This is a genomic window from Methylobacterium crusticola, assembly GCF_003574465.1.
GTDB classification, from domain to species: Bacteria; Pseudomonadota; Alphaproteobacteria; order Rhizobiales; family Beijerinckiaceae; genus Methylobacterium; species Methylobacterium crusticola.
Map to the genome: position 1 here is coordinate 1 of NZ_QOWC01000099.1, position 16,285 is coordinate 16,285.

Here is a 16,285-nt window from a genome sequence, read left to right on the forward strand (position 1 = left end):
CAGTGGGCGGCGGCGCCGGCGTCCGATGCCGCGCGCCGGCGGCGGGGCGCCGCCTTGGCGGCCTTGGCGGCCTTGCGGGCGGGCTTCGCGGTGAGCACCTGGGCCGGGGCGAGCACCTGAGCCGGGGCGAGCACCTGGGCCGGGGCGGCCGGAGCCTCGGCGCGCAGTTCGCGCTCGGCGAGCTGCCAGTAATGCTCGGCCCGCCCGGCGGCGCGGCCGTCGCGCTCCCAGAGCCCGTAGGCCCGCTCGCGCACGTTGTTCTCGAAGTGATCCATGCTGACTTCCTCGCGGTCGACGAGGCCCGACGATTGGCGGTGCATAGTTAAGAAAGCTCTAATACATCCCGCCCGAGTTTCCGCCGCTGCGGACGCGCCCAACTTCAGTCACAGAGGGCAGGCCAGATGGGACGGCCGGGGCAGGCCCGGCCGCCGCCGCTCCGGGCGCGGGGGCGCCGTCGAGCACGCCCCGGCCCGGCGGCGGGCCTCGGCGCATCGGCCCGGACGAGGACACCCCGATTCTCACGGATTCCCACGGACGCCGATGCTCCCGGCCCTTCGCCGGCGCTGCCTGAGGCGCGAGGCCCGGACACCCGCATGCACGACGCTTCCCCGACGCCGCGCCCGGACTACACCCGCACCGTGTGGGCCGTCGCCGCCGTGACGCTCGCCGCGGCGCTCGGCGAGGCCGCCTTCGCGCAGGCCGCCGGCCTCCCGGACCTCGCCAAGGATGCCGCCGATTTCGGCTACGACATCGCCCTGAACGTGGTCGCCGCCCTGGTGTTCGGCCGGGGCGCGCGGGTCGAGCGCCTCTCGGCCTTCGTCATCGCCGCCCTGCTCGCCGCCTCGGGCCTGAGCGGGCTCGCGGACCTCTGGGCGAGCCTGCGCAACCCGGTCGCCGCCAGCACCCAGGAGGTCGTGGCCGCGAACCTCGTCGCCACGGCGGTCGCGTGCCTGGCGGCGGCGGCGCTCGTGCGCTTCCGCGGCGACGCGAACCCCCTGATCAAGGCCACCTGGCTCAACGCCCGCAACGACGCGGTGGCGACGCTCCTGACCTGCGCCCTCGGCCTCCTCGCGCAGGCCGCGCCGGTGCGCTGGCCGGGCTTCGCGCTCGACCTCGTCGGGGTGGTGTTCGCCCTCCAGGCCGCCGCGGCGGTGCTGCGCGCGGCCTGGCGCGAGGCGCCGGAGGCGGAGCCCTGGACGCAGCCGGCCCGGCCCCGGCCCTGAGGCCGGAACCGCCGCGCGGCCTCCCGGTTGGTTGGCGAGCGGAAGAGAGGGATCGCCCTCCCGCCGAGGGCTCCTGGTTGAGGCTGCGCCGGACAGGGTTCGGACTCGGGATCGCCGCCGGCCTCGCGGCCTGCGGGATCCTGGCCTGCGGGACCTTGGCGTTCGCGATCCTGGCTTGGCGGCCCGCCCTCGCCCCGGGCGGCCCGGCGGAGGCCGCGCTGTCGCCCGAGCGGATCCGGGCCGGCGCGCACCTCGCGGCGCTGGGCGCCTGCGCCTCCTGCCACACCGCGCCCGGGGGCCTCCCCTACGCGGGCGGCCGCCCCATCGCGACGCCCTACGGCACGCTCTACGGCACCAACATCACGCCCGATCCCGAGACCGGGCTCGGCCGCTGGTCGCTCGCCGCCTTCGCGCGCGCCCTGCGCGAGGGCGTCGACCGGGAGGGCCGCCACCTCTACCCGGCCTTCCCGTACACCCACTACGCCGGCCTCACGGACGCCGACGTGGCGGCGCTCTACGCCTTCGTCATGAGCCGCGAGCCGGTGCACCAGGTGAGCCCGCCGAACGCCCTGCCGGCCTGGCTCTCCTGGCGCCCCGTGCTGGCCGGCTGGAAGCTCCTGTTCTTCCGCCCGCGCCCGTTCGCCCCGGACCCCGGCCGCGACGCCGCCTGGAACCGCGGCGCCTACCTGGCCGAGGCGCTCGGCCATTGCGGCGCCTGCCACTCGCCCCGCAACGCCCTCAGCGCCGAGGTCACGGCCCGGGCCTACGCGGGCGGCGAGGCGGACGGGTGGTGGGCGCCTCCCCTCGACGGCGCCTCGCCGGCGCCGCTCCCCTGGAGCGAGGACGACCTCGTCCGCTACCTCTCCGACTGGGACCCGCGGCACGGGGGCGCCGCCGGCCCGATGCGCCCCGTGGTCGAGGCCCACCGCGCCGTGCCCGCCGACGAGATCCGGGCGCTCGCCCGCTACGTCGCGGGCCTCTACGGCCCGGAGCCCCGCGGCGCCCGGCGCGGGCCGGTCGACCGCGAGCCGGCGGGCGACGGCCCGGCCCTCGCGCGCGGCCGGGCGATCTACGCCGGCGCCTGCGCCACCTGCCACGAGAGCGGCGGCGGGGCGGCCGGCGGCGTGCCCTACACCACCGCGTCCCTCGGCCACCGCACCACGCTCGCCGCGCCCGACCCGCGCAACCTGATCCTCGTCCTGCGCGACGGCATCGCGCCGCGCGAGCACGCCCCCGGGCCGATCATGCCGGCCTTCGGGGCCGTCCTGACGGCGGACCAGACGAGCGATCTCGCGGCCTACCTGCGGGCCCGCTTCAGCGCGGAGGGGCCCTGGCCGGACCTCCCCGGGACGGTCCGGACCCTGATGCCGGCGGCGCCGGCCCCGGGCGCCCGGGCGGAGGCGCGGCCGTGAGGGGCCGGATGCGGGAGGCGCAGCATGCGGACGACGCCATGATCAGCCTGACGGTGAACGGCCGCTCGCACCGGGTGGAGGCCGCGCCCGAGACGCCGCTCCTCTACGTGCTGCGCGACGACCTAGGGCTCGACGGCGCCAAGTTCGGCTGCGGGCTCGGCCAGTGCGGCGCCTGCACGGTGGTGGTGGACGGCCGGGCCGTCCTCTCCTGCCTCACGCCGGTGGCGGTGCTCGAGGGGCGGGCCGTCACCACGGTCGAGGGCCTGGGCAGCCCCGAGGCGCCCGGCCCGCTCCAGGCGGCCTTCATCGCCGAGAACGCGGCCCAGTGCGGCTACTGCATCGCCGGCATGGTGATGCGCGCGCACGCGCTCCTGAGCGCCAACCCGCACCCGGACGAGGCGGAGATCCGCGCCGCGATGGCGCTCAACCTCTGCCGCTGCGGCACCCACATGCGCATCCTGGCGGCGATCCGGCGCGCGGCCGCGCGCCGGATCGCCGGGGCGGCGCCGTGAGCGGGCCGCTCCTCAGCCGGCGGACGCTCGTCGTCGGCGGCGCGCTCCTGGTCGGCGCCGGGCTGCGGGAGGCGGCCCTGCCCGGTGCGGCCCGGGCCGCCGGGGCGGCCGGCCTGCCCGGCAGCCTCGCGCGCCATCCCCGGATCGATGCCTGGATCCGCATCGGCCCGGACGGCGGCGTCACGGTCCTGACCGGCAAGTCCGAGCTCGGCCAGGGCCTCAGGACCGCGCTGATCCAGGTCGCCGCCGAGGAGCTCGGCCTCGCGCCGGAGACGCTCGCCCTCGTCACCTCCGACACCGCGCTCACGCCCGACGAGGGCTACACCGCCGGCAGCCACTCGATGCAGGATTCGGCCACGGCGATCCGCCACGCCGCCGCCGCGGCGCGGGCCGCGCTCGCCGAGGCCGCCGGTCGGCGGCTCGGGCTCGATCCCGCGGGGCTGAGCGTCCGGGGCGGCGCCGTGCTGGCCCCGGACGGGCGCCGGCTCCCCGTCCGCGACCTCGTGGCGGAGGCCGCCCTCGCGGTCGCGGCCCCGGCCGAGGCGCCCCTGCGCGACCCCGCGGCCTACGCGGTGGTCGGGCGTGCCCTGCCGCGGGTCGACATCCCGGCGAAGGTCGCGGGCGGTCCGGCCTTCATCCAGGATTTCCGGGCGCCCGGCATGGTGCACGCCCGCGTGGTGCGGCCGCCCCGCGCCGGCGCCCGCCTGGCGGATCTCGACGCCGCCTCCGTGGCCGCGCGGCCCGGCGTGATCCGGGTGCACCGCGACGGCGACTTCCTGGCCGTGGTGGCGGCCCGGGAGTACGACGCCGTCACGGCGATGCGGGCCCTCGCCGGCGCCGCGCGCTGGGAGGGCGGCGCCCGGCTTCCCGACCCCGCGACCCTGTTCGACGCGCTCGCGGAGCTGCCGGCCGAGCGCACGCTGATCCACGAGGCCGGAGCCGACGCGCCCGCCCCGGCCGGCCGGACCGTCCGGGCACGCTACCGCCGGCACTACCAGATGCACGCCTCGATCGGTCCCTCCTGCGCGGTCGCGGAGTTCGACGGCACGCACCTGACGGTGCGCAGCCACGCCCAGGGCATGTTCCCCCTGCGCCAGGCCATCGCCGAGATGCTGGGCCTGGCCGAGGCCCGGGTGCGCTGCATCCACCACGAGGGCTCGGGCTGCTACGGCCACAACGGGGCGGACGACGCCGCCGCCGACGCGGCGCTGCTCGCCCGCGCCCTGCCCGGCCGGCCCGTGCGGGTGCAGCACACCCGGGAGCAGGAGCACCTCTGGGAGCCCTACGGGGCCGCGATGCTCACCGACGTCTCGGCCACCCTGGACGCCGGGGGCCGCATCGCCGCCTGGGACTACACGGTGCGCAGCCCGACCCACCTCACCCGCCCGCCCCGGGCCGGGCAGCTCCTCCCGGCCCGCTCCCTCGCGCAGCCCTTCGCGGCCCCGCCCCCGAAGGCGCTGCCGCAGCCCGAGGGCGGCGGCGACCGCAACGCGATCCCGCTCTACCGGCTGCCGAAGGCCCGCGTGACCCACGACTTCGTCACCGCGATGCCGCTCCGGGTCTCGGCCCTGCGCAGCCTCGGCGCCTACATGAACGTGTTCTCGATCGAGAGCTTCCTCGACGAGCTCGCCGAGGCGGCGGGCGCCGACCCGGTGGCCTTCCGCCTCGCCCACCTCGACGACGCCCGGGCCCGCGCGGTGGTGGAGGAGGCCGCCGGCCGCTTCGGCTGGGGCCGGGCGCTGCCCCGGGGCCGGGGCGCCGGCTTCGCCTTCGCCCGCTACAAGAACCTCGCGGCCTACTGCGCCCTCGCGGTCGAGGTGGAGGTGGCGCGCGAGAGCGGCCGGGTGCGCCTGGTGCGGGCGCACGCCGCCGTCGATGCCGGGCAGGTGATCAACCCGCACGGCATCCGCGACCAGATCGAGGGCGGCGTCATCCAGGCAATGAGCTGGACCCTGTACGAGGCGGTGCGGTTCGACGCCGACGGCCTGCGCAGCCGCGACTGGAGCACCTACCCCATCGCCCGCTTCCCCGACGTGCCGGACCGGCTCGACGTCCACCTGCTCGACCGGCCGGGGGCGCCGTTCCTCGGCGCCGGCGAGGTGGCGCAGGGCCCCACCGCCGCCGCCATCGCCAACGCCGTCCGGCAGGCGGCGGGCGTGCGCCTGCGCGAGCTGCCCCTGCGGCCCGAGCACGTGAAGGCGGCGCTCGGGGCCTGAGGCGGTCACCCCCCGAGCGGGGAAGGCACCGTCGACACGCCCTGCTCTCCGGCCGCCCGCGCCTCCGCGGCGAGCGCCCGGCCGTAGGAGGGCTGCGCCTTCAGGCCCTCCCAGTAGGCCCGGGCGAAATCCGGCAGGCGGTCGCCGAGGCCGGCGAACTCCGCCAGCATCAGGGCGTACCCGACGCTGATGTCGGCCGCGGTGAAGCGCCCGGCGCACAGGAAGGCGCGCCCGCCCAGGACCGTGCCGAAGGCCTTGAGCCGGGACAGGAACCAGCGGGCGTAATCCTCCACCACCTGCGGCGAACGCCGCTCCGGCGGCTCGAAGCGGCCGTAGCGCAGGACCAGCGTCTGCGGGAAGGTCAGGGTCGCCTCGCCGAAATGCAGCCCGTTGAGGTAGCGGCCGTACTCCGCCTCCCCGGGGTCAACCCCGAGGGCGCCGGGGCTGTGGCGGGCCGCCAGGTACTCGCAGATCGCCGCCGACTCGGTCATCCGCGTCTCCCCGTCCTCGAAGGCCGGGATGGTGCCGAGCGGGTTGACGGCGAAGTAGTCCTTGCGGTGGACCCGGGGCGGGAACGGCAGCATCGCGAGCTCGTAGGGCAGCCCGATCGCCTCGAGCGCCCAGAGCGGGCGGAACGAGCGGGCGCCGACGCAGTGGTGGAGCTTCATCGCGGGCCTCAGCGGGGCACGAGCGGGCAGTTGCCGGCCGCGAGGGGCCGGAACGCCTGGTCGGCGGGGATCGTCGAGACCAGGCGGTAATAGTCCCAAGGCCCCCGCGACTCGGCGGGCTTCTTCACCTCGAACAGGTACATCGGGTGGGTGACGCGGCCGTCGGCCCGCACCTCCGAGCGGCCGAACACCGGGTCCTCGGCCGGCACGCGGCGCATCTCGGCCACCACCCGGGCGGTGTCCTTGCTGCCCAGGGCCTTCACGGCCTTGAGGTAGTGCAGCATCCCCGAATACACGCCGGCCTGCACCATCGTGGGCATGCGGCCCTTGTAGCGCTCGGCGAAGCGGCGCGACCAGGCCCGGGTGGCGTCGTTGAGGTCCCAGTAGAACGCCTCCGTCAGCACCAGCCCCTGGGCGACCTTGAGGCCGAGGGAGTGGACGTCGCTGAGGAAGACCAGCAGGCCCGCGAGGCGCTGGCCGCCCTCGGCCACGCCGAACTCCGCCGCCTGCTTGATGGTGTTGATCGTGTCGCTGCCGGCGTTGGCGAGCCCCACCACCTTGGCCCGCGAGGCCTGGGCCTGGATCAGGAAGGAGGAGTAGTCGGTGGCCGCGACCGGGTGCTTGACGGAGCCCAGCACCTTGCCGCCGTTCCCCAGCACCACCTCCGAGACGTCGCGCTCCAGGGCCTTGCCGAAGGCGTAGTCGGCCGTGATGAAGAACCAGGTGTCGCCGCCGCTGCGCACCATCGCGCCGCCGGTGCCGTTGGCGAGCGCCCAGGTGTCGTAGGTCCAGTGCAGGGTGTTGGGCGAGCAGAGCGCCCCGGTGATCTCCGAGGCCCCGGCCCCCGAGTTGATCATCAGCCGGTTCTTCTCGCGCACGATCTGGTGGACGGCGAGGGCCACCGAGGAGAACGGCACGTCGAGCACGACGTCGAGGCCGTCCTGGTCGATCCACTGGCGCACGACGCCCGCCCCGACGTCGGGCTTGTTCTGGTGGTCCGCGGACAGGATGCGGATGTCGTAGTCGGGGTTCTGCGCCTTGAAATCCGCCGCCGCCATCTCGGCGGCCACCACCGAGCCCTCGCCGGCGAGGTCGGAATAGGGGCCGGCGCGGTCGTTGAGCACCCCCACCGTGACGGCGGTGCGGGCCTCGGCCGCGGCCGGTGCCCCCAGGAGGGCGGCCAGCAGCGCCGCGCACCCGAGCTTCAGTCCCTGCATCGTGTCCTCCCGCTTGCCGCGATCGTCCGGGGGCGCCCCGCCACGGGGCCCGCCCCCTATCCCGCTTCCCCGTGCCCCCGCTCCCGCAGGGCGCGGCGGATGATCTTGCCCGTCGCAGTCATCGGCAGGTCGGTCACGAAGGCGACGTGGCGCGGGTACTCGTGGGCGGCGAGCCGGATCTTGACGAAATCCTGGATCTCGCGGGCGAGCGCCGGCGTGCCCGCCACCCCGTCCTTCAGCACCACGAAGGCCTTCACGGCCTCGGTGCGGATCGGGTCGGGCACGCCGACGACGCCGCAGAGCGCCACGGCCGGGTGGCGCAGCAGGCAATCCTCGATCTCGCCGGGGCCGATCCGGTAGCCGCCGGAGGTGATGACGTCGTCGTTGCGGCCGACGAACCAGAGGGTGCCGTCCGGCTCGCGGCGGCCGAGGTCGCCGGTGAGCAGCATCTCGCCCGCGAACTTCGCGGCGGTCGCCGCCGGGTTGCGCCAGTAGCCGAGGAACATCACCGGGTCGGGCCGGCGGACCGCGACGTGGCCGACGGTGCCCGCCGGCACGTCCCGGCCGTCGTCGTCGACGATGCGCACGTCGTGGCCCGGCACCGGACGCCCCATCGCCCCCGGCCGGACCGGGAACAGGTCGCTGCACGAGGAGACGACGAGGTTGCACTCGGTCTGGCCGTAGAACTCGTTGACGGTCCGGCCCAGGACGGCCTCGCCCCAGGCCAGCATCTCCGAGCCCAGGCTCTCGCCCCCGCTGCCGACCGAGCGCAGGGCGAGCCCCGGATAGGGCGTGGTGCGGGCCTGGCGCATCAGCTTCATGGCGGTCGGCGGCAGGAAGACGTTGCGGACCTCCTGCTGCGCCATCAGCCGGAACGCCGCCTCCGGGTCGAACTTGCGCGCCCGGTACGAGACCACCGGCACGCCGTGGTGCCAGGCCGGCATCAGCACGTCGAAGATCCCGCCGATCCAGGCCCAGTCGGCCGGGGTCCAGAACCGGTCGCCCGGCTGCGGGAAGAAGCGCTGCGGCATCTCCACCCCCGGCAGGTGGCCGAGCAGCACCCGGTGGGCGTGCAGGGCGCCCTTCGGGTCGCCGGTGGTGCCCGAGGTGTAGATGATGATCGCCGGGTCCTCGGCCGCGGTCTCGACGGGGTCGAAGGCGTCGGAGGCCCGCCCGCAGAGGGCGTGGAAATCCTCCGCGCCGGGGCCCGGCCCGTCGACGGTGTAGATCCGCGCGAGGTCCGGCAGGTGGTCGCGCAGGGGCGCGAGCTTCTCGGCCCCGGCCCGGTCGGTCAGCACGGCGCGGGCCCCGCTGTCGCGCAGCCGGAAGGCGAGCGCGTCGGGGCCGAAGAGCGTGAACAGCGGGATCGTGATCAGGCCCGCCCGGAAGCCGGTGACGTGGCCGATGCCGGTCTCGGGCCCCTGCGGCAGCAGCACCCCGAGCCGGTCGCCGCGCCGCAGCCCGTGGGCCGCCAGCACGTTGGCGAAGCGGTTGGAGGCGCGCCGGAGGTCGTCGAAGCCGAACCGCCGCTCGCCGCCGGCCTCGTCGAGGGCGACGAGGGCGAGGGGATTGCCGGCGGCGTGCCGGTCGCAGACGTCGACCCCGATGTTGTAGCGCTGCGGGATGCGCCAGCGGAAGCCGGCGACGAGGTCCGCGTAGGTGTCCGCACGCTCGAGCATCGGCGCCGTTCCGCTCCCGAGGGTGCGGTCTCACCGATGCCCGGAGAGCCGCTCCCGTCCCGTGTTGTCGCGGGCGCTGCCGGCCGGATCCCGGCCGCACCGCCCCCTGTTATTGAAACGATCGTTCATTCGTTTCTTCGTGTCAAGCGGGCGCCCCCCGGGACCGCCGGGCCCGCCCCCGGACCCGCCGGGTCCGGCGCCCCCTACCCGCCCTTGACGGCGCCGGCCGTGAGCCCGGCCACGATCTGGCGCTGGGCGAAGACCGTCAGCACCAGCACCGGCAGGGTGACGATCAGGGCGGCGGCGGCGAGCGGGCCCCAGCTGAGCTGGTCGAACGAGATCATGTTGTAGACCGCGACCGGCAGCGTGCGGGTCTCGCGCCCGGCCAGCACGATGCCGAACACGAAGTTGTTCCAGGAGAAGATCACCGCGAGGATCGTCGACACGGCGATGCCGGGCTTGGCGATCGGCAGGGCGACGTGGCGGAAGACCTGCCAGCGGCTGGCGCCGTCGATGAAGGCCGCCTCCTCGAGCTCGAGCGGCGTGGTCTCGAAGTAGCCGATCATGATCCAGATCACGATCGGCACCGTCACGACGAGGTGGATGATGATCTGCGGCCAGAGCGTGCCGAGGAGCCCGAGCCACTGGAACAGCAGGAAGAGCGGGATCAGGTAGGACAGGCCGGGCGTGATCCGGGCGACCAGGATCACCACGGCCGCCTTGGCGGCCCGCATCCGGGCGATGCCGTAGCCCGCCGGCACGCCGACCAGCAGCGCCAGCGCCGTCGCCGACCCGGTGACGATCAGGCTGTTGAGGAAGTAGGTCGAGAACCGGTTCGACTCGAGCACGTCGAGGTAGTTCTTCCAGGCGAAGCGCTCGGGGATCAGCACCGGCGGGTAGGCGGCGTTGTCGATCTCGTACTTGATCGAGAGCGACAGCATCCAGAGGAAGAACAGCACGACGGGCGAGACGATCACCAGGACCGCGAGCGCGAGGGCGACCTGCTTCAGGAGGTGGCGCAGGCTCACCGCCCGTCCTCCACCGCCCCTTGCGTCCGGCGCCGCACCACCAGGAGCGCGCCGGCGAGCGCCACGATGAGGGCGAAGAACACCACGGCGATCGCCGAGCCGTAGCCGACGTCGTAGTACGCGAAGGCCACGCTGTAGAGGTAGATGTTGATGGTCTCCGACGCGGTGCCGGGCCCGCCCTGGGTGATCGCGAAGATGATGTCGAAGCTCTTCACCGCGTCGATCATGCGGATCATGGCGGCGACGAACAGGAACGGCGCGACGAGCGGCAGGGTGATGTGGCGGAACACCTGCCACAGGGAGGCGCCGTCGATCTGCGCGCTCTCGTAGGGCTCGGTCGGCAGGGCCGCGAGGCCCCCGAGCACGATCAGCATGACGAGGGGCGTCCACTGCCAGGTCTCGACCAGCACCAGGGACGGGATCACGGTCGCCGGGTGGAAGACCCAGAGCTGGGGCGGGATGCCGACGAGGGACAGGAGGTAGTTCAGGACGCCGAGCTGGGGGTGGAACATCATGGTCCAGACGAGGGCGATCGCCACCGGCGTCGCCATCATGGGCAGGATGAACACGCCCCGCAGGAAGCCCCGCAGGGGGAAGCGGGCGTGGAACACGCAGGCCGCGAGGGTGCCGAGCACCAGGGGCAGCAGCACCGAGAGCGCCGTGTAGAGGAGCGTCTGCCAGACCGCGTCGAGGAAGCGCGGGTCCGTCGGCAGCCGGGCGTAGTTCGAGAGCCCGGTGAAGGCCGGCGCCGCGCCGACCTTCCACTCGTGCAGGCTCATCCACAGGGTGAAGGCCCACGGGAACATGATCACCCCGAGGACCACGACGAGCGCCGGGATCACGAAGGGCCAGTAGCCGGGGGGCTTCCAGCGGGCCGCGGACGCGGCCTCCGGCGCCCCGGCGACGGCGTCCGGCCTCGCGGCGGCGAGCCCGGTCACGGGCGGGCCTCCCGCGCGCGCCCGGCCCGCCGGCGCTCGCTGGCGCGCGCCATCACGCCTTCTCGCTGCGCTCGAGGATCGGCCGGTACTGGTCGGTCGCCTTCTTGAGCTCCGTCGCCGGGTCCGCCCCGGAGAGCGTCGCCGTGACGGCCGCCCCGACGATGTCGCGGAACTCCGCCACCGGCACCACCACCGGCAGGCCGAGCTTGCTGATCTTCGAGGAGCCGATGGCGGAACCGAGCCACTCGCCGGGCATCTTCACGCCCGTCTGCACCTCGGCATCGTTGAGGATGGAGTCGCGGAAGGGCACGCCGCCGCCGATCTGGAGCAGGCGCCCGCCCATGAGCTTCGAGACGGCCCACTGGCAGTAGAGGTAGGCGGCCTCCTTCTTGGTGCTCGCCTGCGCGACGCCGATGCCGTCCCCGTAGGTGGCGGAGGCGTGGGCCCTGGGGCCCTTGGGCACCACCGCGTAGCCGATCTTGCCCACCACCCGCGAGGCGTTGGGATCCTCGATCGGCGGCGCCCAGCCGACGCCGTCGATCCACATGGCGGCGCGCCCCTGCGTGAACGCCGCCATCGATTCCATCCAGTTGAAGCCGACGACGCCGGGGGGCGCGGTCTTGGTCAGCAGGCGCTGGTAGAGCTTCGTCGCCTCCACGGCCTCCGGGCCGTCGGTGAGGATGTTGCCCTTGGCGTCCAGGAACTCGCCGCCGTAGGCGAGGAAGAACGAGCCCCACAGGGCCATGTTGGCGTTGCGCAGGCCGCGGCCGACGAAGCCGTAGGTGCCGGCCTTCGGGTCGGTCAGCGTCTCGGCCGCCCGCATCATGTCGTCGAAAGTCTCGGGCAGGGCCACGCCCTTCTTCTGGAACAGCTCCTTGTTCCAGTAGAGGATGAAGTAGTCGACCGAGAGCGGCAGCGAGCGCATCTCGCCGTTCGGCGTCTTGGCGTACTGGAGCCCGGCCGGGCTGAAATCGGCCTCCCGCAGGCTCGGCTCGGTGAGGTTCGGGTCCTTGAGGAAGCCCGAGAGGTCGGCGAGCCAGCCGGCCTTGTCGAACTGGCGCTTCTGCACGTGGTAGCTCAGGTGCGCCACGTCGAAGCTCGGCCGCCCCGATGTCAGCTCGATCACGAGCTTCTGGCGCTGCTGCTGCTCGGGGATCAGCTCGGAGGAGACCTTGATGCCGGTGAGCGCGGTGAAGTCCTGCGCGTGGCGCTGGAGCACCTCGCCGCGGGGGCCCTTGATGAGGTTCACCTCGAGCGTGGTGCCGGCGTGCTTCTTCCACTCAACGGCCGAGAGGGCCGGCCTGATGCCCGCGAGCCCGAGGCCCGCGGCCGCGGCGCCCGACGCCAGGACATGACGGCGGCTCGGCCCGCCCCGCGTGATCTCGCCCATGGTTCCCACCCTTCAGGTTCGCCCCTTGTTCGGCGGGGCCTCTCGTTCCGGTCCGCGCCCGGGTCTCGGACGGCTCGCCGGGCGGCCCCCCGCGGCGTCGGGGCGGCAGCGCTGCCGCGACCGTAGCGCGCAGGCGGCCGGATGCAAACGGGGTTTGTAGGGCGGCCGGCCGTTCCGTCCCGGGCCCGGCGCCGCCCGGGCGGCGCCGGCGCCTCGAGGGTCTAGACCCGACCAGCTCGACCGTGTGAAGGGCTGCTGAGGGCGGGCTGAGGGTGGTAAGCGGATTGGCAGCGCTCAGGACCGGATGATGCGATGGCGGACGTCTCCCCGGTTCCTCGAACGGTAGCGGCCCGTCATTTCAGATCTCGATGGCCGCGACCTGCCACGCGAAGCCGACCAGATCGAAGTGGTCGCGCCATCCGGTGATCCTGCCGTTCTCGATCTGCATCCTGCCCATGATGTGACGCTCGATCCGAGCCATGTCCTCAATGCTCGCCCAACAAAGAAATCGTCGCATGCTACCCCGGAAGCAGCCCCGATCTTTGATAGCTCTTGATCATGGCGTCGAACAAGGCGATGTCCGCCCGGCCGCGCGCGAATAGCTGCGCGCCGGCCACCGCAGCGTAGATCGACCGGGCTCGCGTCTCCGCCTCGTCCGGTTCCGTCACACCCGCCTCCGCGAGCAGCCTGCTCAGCCAAGCGACGTTGACGTCCGCGAACGCCTGAACCTCCGTTTTCACCGCCTCCGGCAGTTCGTCATACTCAGCGGCCATGAAGCTGGACAGGCACATTCGATTGCCGCTCGCGAGCGACGCCCGGAAGATCTCCGGGTAGCGGCGGAGCGCATCGAGCGGGTCCGGAGACGCAGCGGAGATCGCATCGAGCGCTTCGCCCGTATCCTCCCAGTACCGCTTCGCCACCGCGGTGCCGAGCTCCGCCTTGGTCGGAAAGTAGTGGTACAGGCTCGGTGCCTTGATGCCGACCTCGGCCGCGAGGTCGCGGAAGTTCAGACCGCCGTAGCCCCGTGCCATCGCGGTCCGCCTGCCTGCCGCCAAGATCGCCTCCCTCGCATTCGCACTCATCGAAGCGCCTCATGAAAATCTCTACCAAGTGCTAGATAGGGGGTTGACGGCGCGCGATCAATGAGCCACTTCTTGTCCTACCAACCACATGGTAGGGAATTGTCATGAGTTACGACGTTCGTTCCGCCGTCTCGAAGAGCAACGCCGAGCCCGGCCCGGACGGCAAGCTGCGCCTGTTCACCTCGCCGTCCGCCTTTCCGAACCCGCAGCGACTGCGCCTTTTCCTCCACGAGAAGGGCGTTGCCGACCGGTTCGAAGAGACGGTCTACGACATGGCGCCGGGCGGCCAGCAGCGCCAGTGGCCGCATTCCAGGATGAACTCATGGGGCGAGACACCCACCCTGCAACTCGCCGACGGCAGCTTCATCTCCGAGACGGCTGCCATCGTGCGCTACCTCGACCAGTCCCTGCCGGGCCGCCGCGTCATGGGCGAGACCGCGCTGGAGCAGGGTCTCGACGCGATGTGGGACAACCGCGTCTGGGTGCACATCCTCTACCGGATCGTGACCGCCTTTCACGTCCTCCATCAGGGACTGGGCCCCAAGCTCGAACTCACCAGCAATCCTGCCTGGGGAGAGCATTGCCGCAAGGAGGCGCTGGCCCACGCGAGCCTCGTCAACCAACACCTGTCGGACGGTCGCGACTGGCTCCTCGGCGGTGACGCACCGACCTTCTCCGACATCACCATGGCGACCGCGATCGCCTTCTCCAAGTTCCCGGTGAACGCCACCCCGCTCGACGAGCGCTTCGAGCATATCGATGCGTTCTGGCAGCGCTGGCAGGCCCGCCCGACTTTCCAGGCCGCCTACACCGACCGGCAAAGCGGCGTTCCGGAGATCGACGAGCGCTGAGGCCGACACCCGGCGCCGCCCGAACAATCACCCGATCATCATCGAACCAACCTCACCACAGGAGACACCCATGCCTTTCGCGCGCATCGATCTCATCGAGGGCAAGACTTCCGAATACCGTGCGGCTGTCGCCGACATCGTCTACAAAGGCATCGTCGACGTCCTGAAGGCCCCTGACGGGGATCGTTTCATCGTCGTCAACGAGCACTCGCCCGAGAACCTGATCTACGACCCGAACTTCCTCGGCATGCAGCGCTCGCCCGGCTTTCTCCTGATCCAGGTGACCAGCACCGTCGGCAACAACACCGGGGCGAAGCTCGCCTTCTACCGGTTCGTCGCCGACGAATTGGCGGCGAAGCTCTCGGTCCGCCCGGACGACGTCATGATCAACATGGTCTACGTCGATCAGTCGGACTGGTCGTTCGGCAACGGCGAACCTTGGAACTAGAGCAGCGGCCGATCACGCTGCCATCGGCCGCTGCTCCAGGTTTTTGAGTCTGCCGCATTGTCTGCGGCGAACCGGTGTCCACTTCGCCGGAAAATGCTCTGGCGTTTCGCCGAAATCACGGTGGGGCCATGTGCGAATACGGCCCCACCCAGCAAAGCAATGCACGGGGCGCCCGTGATCGTGGCGTTCTCGAGCAAGACCTTACCCGTCGTGTGCAATGCTGCTTGATGTCTGCTTTTGGGAAAGTCAGGAGAAGCGGCATACGGCTGAGAAGGGCCACCAGCAGCCCCTCGTAGGGTCAGGCTGACCGGGTTTCGACCCTACGGCCCGCCCGGCGGCAGCGTCAGGGCGAAGCGGGTGCCGCCCGGCCCGCCGCGGACCTCCAGCGTCCCGCCGAGCTGGCGCGCGAGGCCGTGGATGACCCGCATGCCGAGGCTCTTGCGGCTGCCGCCGGCGTCGAAGCCCGGCGGCAGCCCGACCCCGTCGTCCGACACGCTGAGGCACACGCCGCCGCCCGGCGTCGCGACGGCCTCGACCCGCACCGGGCCGCCGCCCTGCGGGTAGGCGTGCTTGATCGCGTTGGTGACGAGCTCGTTCACGAACAGCCCGAGCGGGATCGCGGCGTCGGCGGGCAGCACCACGGACGCGGCCCGGCACGCGATGGCGTGGCCGGGCGCGCTCTCGCCCAGCTTCTCGCACAGGGTCTCCAGGAAGGCCGCGAGGTCGATGGCCGCGAGGTCCGGCTGGCGCCAGAGCTGGTCGTGGACCTGCGCCACCGCCTCGACGCGGGAGCGCGCGTCGGCGAGGGCGTGGCGGACGTGCTCGCTCTCGGCGCCCCGGGCCTGGAGCGAGAGCAGGCTCGCCACGACGGCGAGGCTGTTCTTGACCCGGTGACTCATCTCGCGGGCGAGGAGCTCCTGGCGGTCGAGGGCGGCCTGGAGCCGCGCCTCGGCCCGCCGGCGCTCGATGGCGCCGCCGAGGAGGTTGGCGAAGCCCTGCATGAAGGCGATGTCGGCCTCGTCGAACTGGCCCTCCCGGGTGTCGTCGACCTCGAGCACGCCGTAATCGCCCTCGCGATTGCGGATCAGCACGTTGAGCGCCCGCCGCACCCCGTGCTCGGCCATGATCTGGGGCGTGCGGAAGCGGCGCTCGTCCTCGAGGTGGTTCGAGATCACGGGCTGGCCGGTCTTGAGGGCGTAGCCCGCCGGCGAGGCGAGGTCGGCCCCGACGGTGGCCTGCCCGACCACGTTCGGCCCCCAGCCGACCCCGGCGATGACGAGGAGCGCGTCGTGCCCGGCCTTGTACTCCAGGGCCTTGCAGAACTGCGCCGACATCCCCTCGGCGCACAGCTCCGTCGCCCGCTGGAGCAGGCGCCCGAGATCGTCGGCCCGGAGGGCCTCGACGCCGAAATCGGAGAGGATCTTCTGCTGGCGCAGCCGGTACGCGAGGTCCGATCGGGTCAGCTCCGCCATCCGTGTCCTCAGCCTCTGCGCGCGGCGCCGTCGGCGGGAAGGTTCACGTCTTGCCCGGCGGGGTCAAGACGCCGCCGCGGCCGACCGGCGACGCGGCGCCGGGCGCGCGGGTTTCCGGATCGCCGGGCCGGGCCGCGGCTGGCGCACAG

16 protein-coding genes are annotated in these 16,285 nt (G+C 73.2%); 6 read left to right on the forward strand and 10 right to left on the reverse strand.

What is annotated here, in order from left to right; translation table 11 throughout:
* On the reverse strand, positions 1-275 hold a 275-nt coding region (locus tag DT057_RS22000), incomplete at its 3' end, for a DUF2934 domain-containing protein (RefSeq protein ID WP_162501468.1).
* Between the two features lie 318 nt (positions 276-593).
* On the opposite strand from DT057_RS22000, the gene DT057_RS22005 reads away from it, so the two are divergent.
* The 4 genes from DT057_RS22005 (at position 594) to DT057_RS22020 (ending at position 5,363) form a co-directional block, all read left to right on the forward strand.
* Positions 594-1,223 carry a hypothetical protein gene (locus DT057_RS22005; protein ID WP_128564248.1) on the forward strand — a complete coding sequence of 210 codons (630 nt, stop codon included), beginning with the start codon at positions 594-596 and terminating at the stop codon, positions 1,221-1,223.
* 77 nt (positions 1,224-1,300) lie between these two features.
* Positions 1,301-2,635 carry a cytochrome c gene (locus tag DT057_RS22010; protein ID WP_238313877.1) on the forward strand — a complete coding sequence of 445 codons (1,335 nt, stop codon included), beginning with the start codon at positions 1,301-1,303 and terminating at the stop codon, positions 2,633-2,635.
* 38 nt (positions 2,636-2,673) lie between these two features.
* Complete coding sequence (locus tag DT057_RS22015; RefSeq protein ID WP_128564274.1) at positions 2,674-3,147, forward strand: (2Fe-2S)-binding protein; 474 nt, start codon at positions 2,674-2,676, stop codon at positions 3,145-3,147.
* A complete protein-coding gene (locus DT057_RS22020; protein WP_128564249.1) occupies positions 3,144-5,363 on the forward strand; it encodes a xanthine dehydrogenase family protein molybdopterin-binding subunit in 2,220 nt (739 codons plus the stop codon). Before DT057_RS22015 ends, DT057_RS22020 begins: the two co-directional genes overlap by 4 nt.
* Before the next feature lie 5 nt (positions 5,364-5,368).
* Here DT057_RS22020 and DT057_RS22025 read toward each other — a convergent pair whose 3' ends face one another.
* The 8 genes from DT057_RS22025 to DT057_RS22060 all read right to left on the reverse strand — a co-directional run bounded on the left by DT057_RS22025 (position 5,369) and on the right by DT057_RS22060 (position 13,365).
* Entirely contained in the window at positions 5,369-6,031 is a 663-nt protein-coding gene (locus DT057_RS22025) for a glutathione S-transferase family protein (protein WP_128564250.1), read from the reverse strand.
* Between the two features lie 8 nt (positions 6,032-6,039).
* Entirely contained in the window at positions 6,040-7,248 is a 1,209-nt protein-coding gene (locus DT057_RS22030) for an ABC transporter substrate-binding protein (RefSeq protein WP_128564251.1), read from the reverse strand.
* 56 nt (positions 7,249-7,304) lie between these two features.
* Entirely contained in the window at positions 7,305-8,927 is a 1,623-nt protein-coding gene (locus DT057_RS22035; protein ID WP_128564252.1) for an acyl-CoA synthetase, read from the reverse strand.
* 203 nt (positions 8,928-9,130) lie between these two features.
* Complete coding sequence (locus DT057_RS22040; RefSeq protein WP_128564253.1) at positions 9,131-9,955, reverse strand: carbohydrate ABC transporter permease; 825 nt, start codon at positions 9,953-9,955, stop codon at positions 9,131-9,133.
* A complete protein-coding gene (locus tag DT057_RS22045) occupies positions 9,952-10,893 on the reverse strand; it encodes a carbohydrate ABC transporter permease (RefSeq protein WP_238313876.1) in 942 nt (313 codons plus the stop codon). The genes DT057_RS22040 and DT057_RS22045 overlap by 4 nt, the downstream gene beginning before the upstream one ends.
* 52 nt (positions 10,894-10,945) lie before the next feature.
* Positions 10,946-12,283, reverse strand: coding sequence for an ABC transporter substrate-binding protein (locus DT057_RS22050; protein WP_128564254.1), 1,338 nt, complete (start codon positions 12,281-12,283; stop codon positions 10,946-10,948).
* Between the two features lie 358 nt (positions 12,284-12,641).
* Positions 12,642-12,764 (reverse strand): nuclear transport factor 2 family protein, encoded by a 123-nt coding sequence (locus tag DT057_RS22055; RefSeq protein WP_162501469.1) that lies wholly within the window; start codon positions 12,762-12,764, stop codon positions 12,642-12,644.
* Between the two features lie 37 nt (positions 12,765-12,801).
* Entirely contained in the window at positions 12,802-13,365 is a 564-nt protein-coding gene (locus DT057_RS22060; RefSeq protein ID WP_128564256.1) for a TetR/AcrR family transcriptional regulator, read from the reverse strand.
* Between the two features lie 104 nt (positions 13,366-13,469).
* Here DT057_RS22060 and DT057_RS22065 point away from each other — a divergent pair, with 104 nt between their 5' ends.
* Positions 13,470-14,216, forward strand: a complete 747-nt coding sequence (locus DT057_RS22065; protein WP_128564257.1) for a glutathione S-transferase family protein — start codon at positions 13,470-13,472, stop codon at positions 14,214-14,216.
* A gap of 70 nt (positions 14,217-14,286) precedes the next feature.
* Positions 14,287-14,664 carry a tautomerase family protein gene (locus DT057_RS22070; protein ID WP_128564258.1) on the forward strand — a complete coding sequence of 126 codons (378 nt, stop codon included), beginning with the start codon at positions 14,287-14,289 and terminating at the stop codon, positions 14,662-14,664.
* Between the two features lie 320 nt (positions 14,665-14,984).
* On the opposite strand, the gene DT057_RS22075 is transcribed toward DT057_RS22070, so the two are convergent.
* Positions 14,985-16,136, reverse strand: coding sequence for a sensor histidine kinase (locus tag DT057_RS22075; RefSeq protein WP_128564259.1), 1,152 nt, complete (start codon positions 16,134-16,136; stop codon positions 14,985-14,987).
* Positions 16,137-16,285 lie beyond the last annotated feature (149 nt).

Excerpts from the sequence above, each read along its gene's own strand:
- DT057_RS22005 (WP_128564248.1), top strand. The coding sequence starts at position 594 with ATGCACGACGCTTCCCCGACGCCGCGCCCGGACTACACCCGCACCGTG.
- DT057_RS22015 (WP_128564274.1), top strand. The coding sequence starts at position 2,674 with ATGATCAGCCTGACGGTGAACGGCCGCTCGCACCGGGTGGAGGCCGCG.
- DT057_RS22025 (WP_128564250.1), bottom strand. The coding sequence starts at position 6,031 with ATGAAGCTCCACCACTGCGTCGGCGCCCGCTCGTTCCGCCCGCTCTGG.
- DT057_RS22030 (WP_128564251.1), bottom strand. The coding sequence starts at position 7,248 with ATGCAGGGACTGAAGCTCGGGTGCGCGGCGCTGCTGGCCGCCCTCCTG.
- DT057_RS22035 (WP_128564252.1), bottom strand. The coding sequence starts at position 8,927 with ATGCTCGAGCGTGCGGACACCTACGCGGACCTCGTCGCCGGCTTCCGC.
- DT057_RS22050 (WP_128564254.1), bottom strand. The coding sequence starts at position 12,283 with ATGGGCGAGATCACGCGGGGCGGGCCGAGCCGCCGTCATGTCCTGGCG.
- DT057_RS22055 (WP_162501469.1), bottom strand. The coding sequence starts at position 12,764 with ATGGCTCGGATCGAGCGTCACATCATGGGCAGGATGCAGATCGAGAAC.
- DT057_RS22060 (WP_128564256.1), bottom strand. The coding sequence starts at position 13,365 with ATGAGTGCGAATGCGAGGGAGGCGATCTTGGCGGCAGGCAGGCGGACC.
- DT057_RS22065 (WP_128564257.1), top strand. The coding sequence starts at position 13,470 with ATGAGTTACGACGTTCGTTCCGCCGTCTCGAAGAGCAACGCCGAGCCC.
- DT057_RS22070 (WP_128564258.1), top strand. The coding sequence starts at position 14,287 with ATGCCTTTCGCGCGCATCGATCTCATCGAGGGCAAGACTTCCGAATAC.
- DT057_RS22075 (WP_128564259.1), bottom strand. The coding sequence starts at position 16,136 with ATGGCGGAGCTGACCCGATCGGACCTCGCGTACCGGCTGCGCCAGCAG.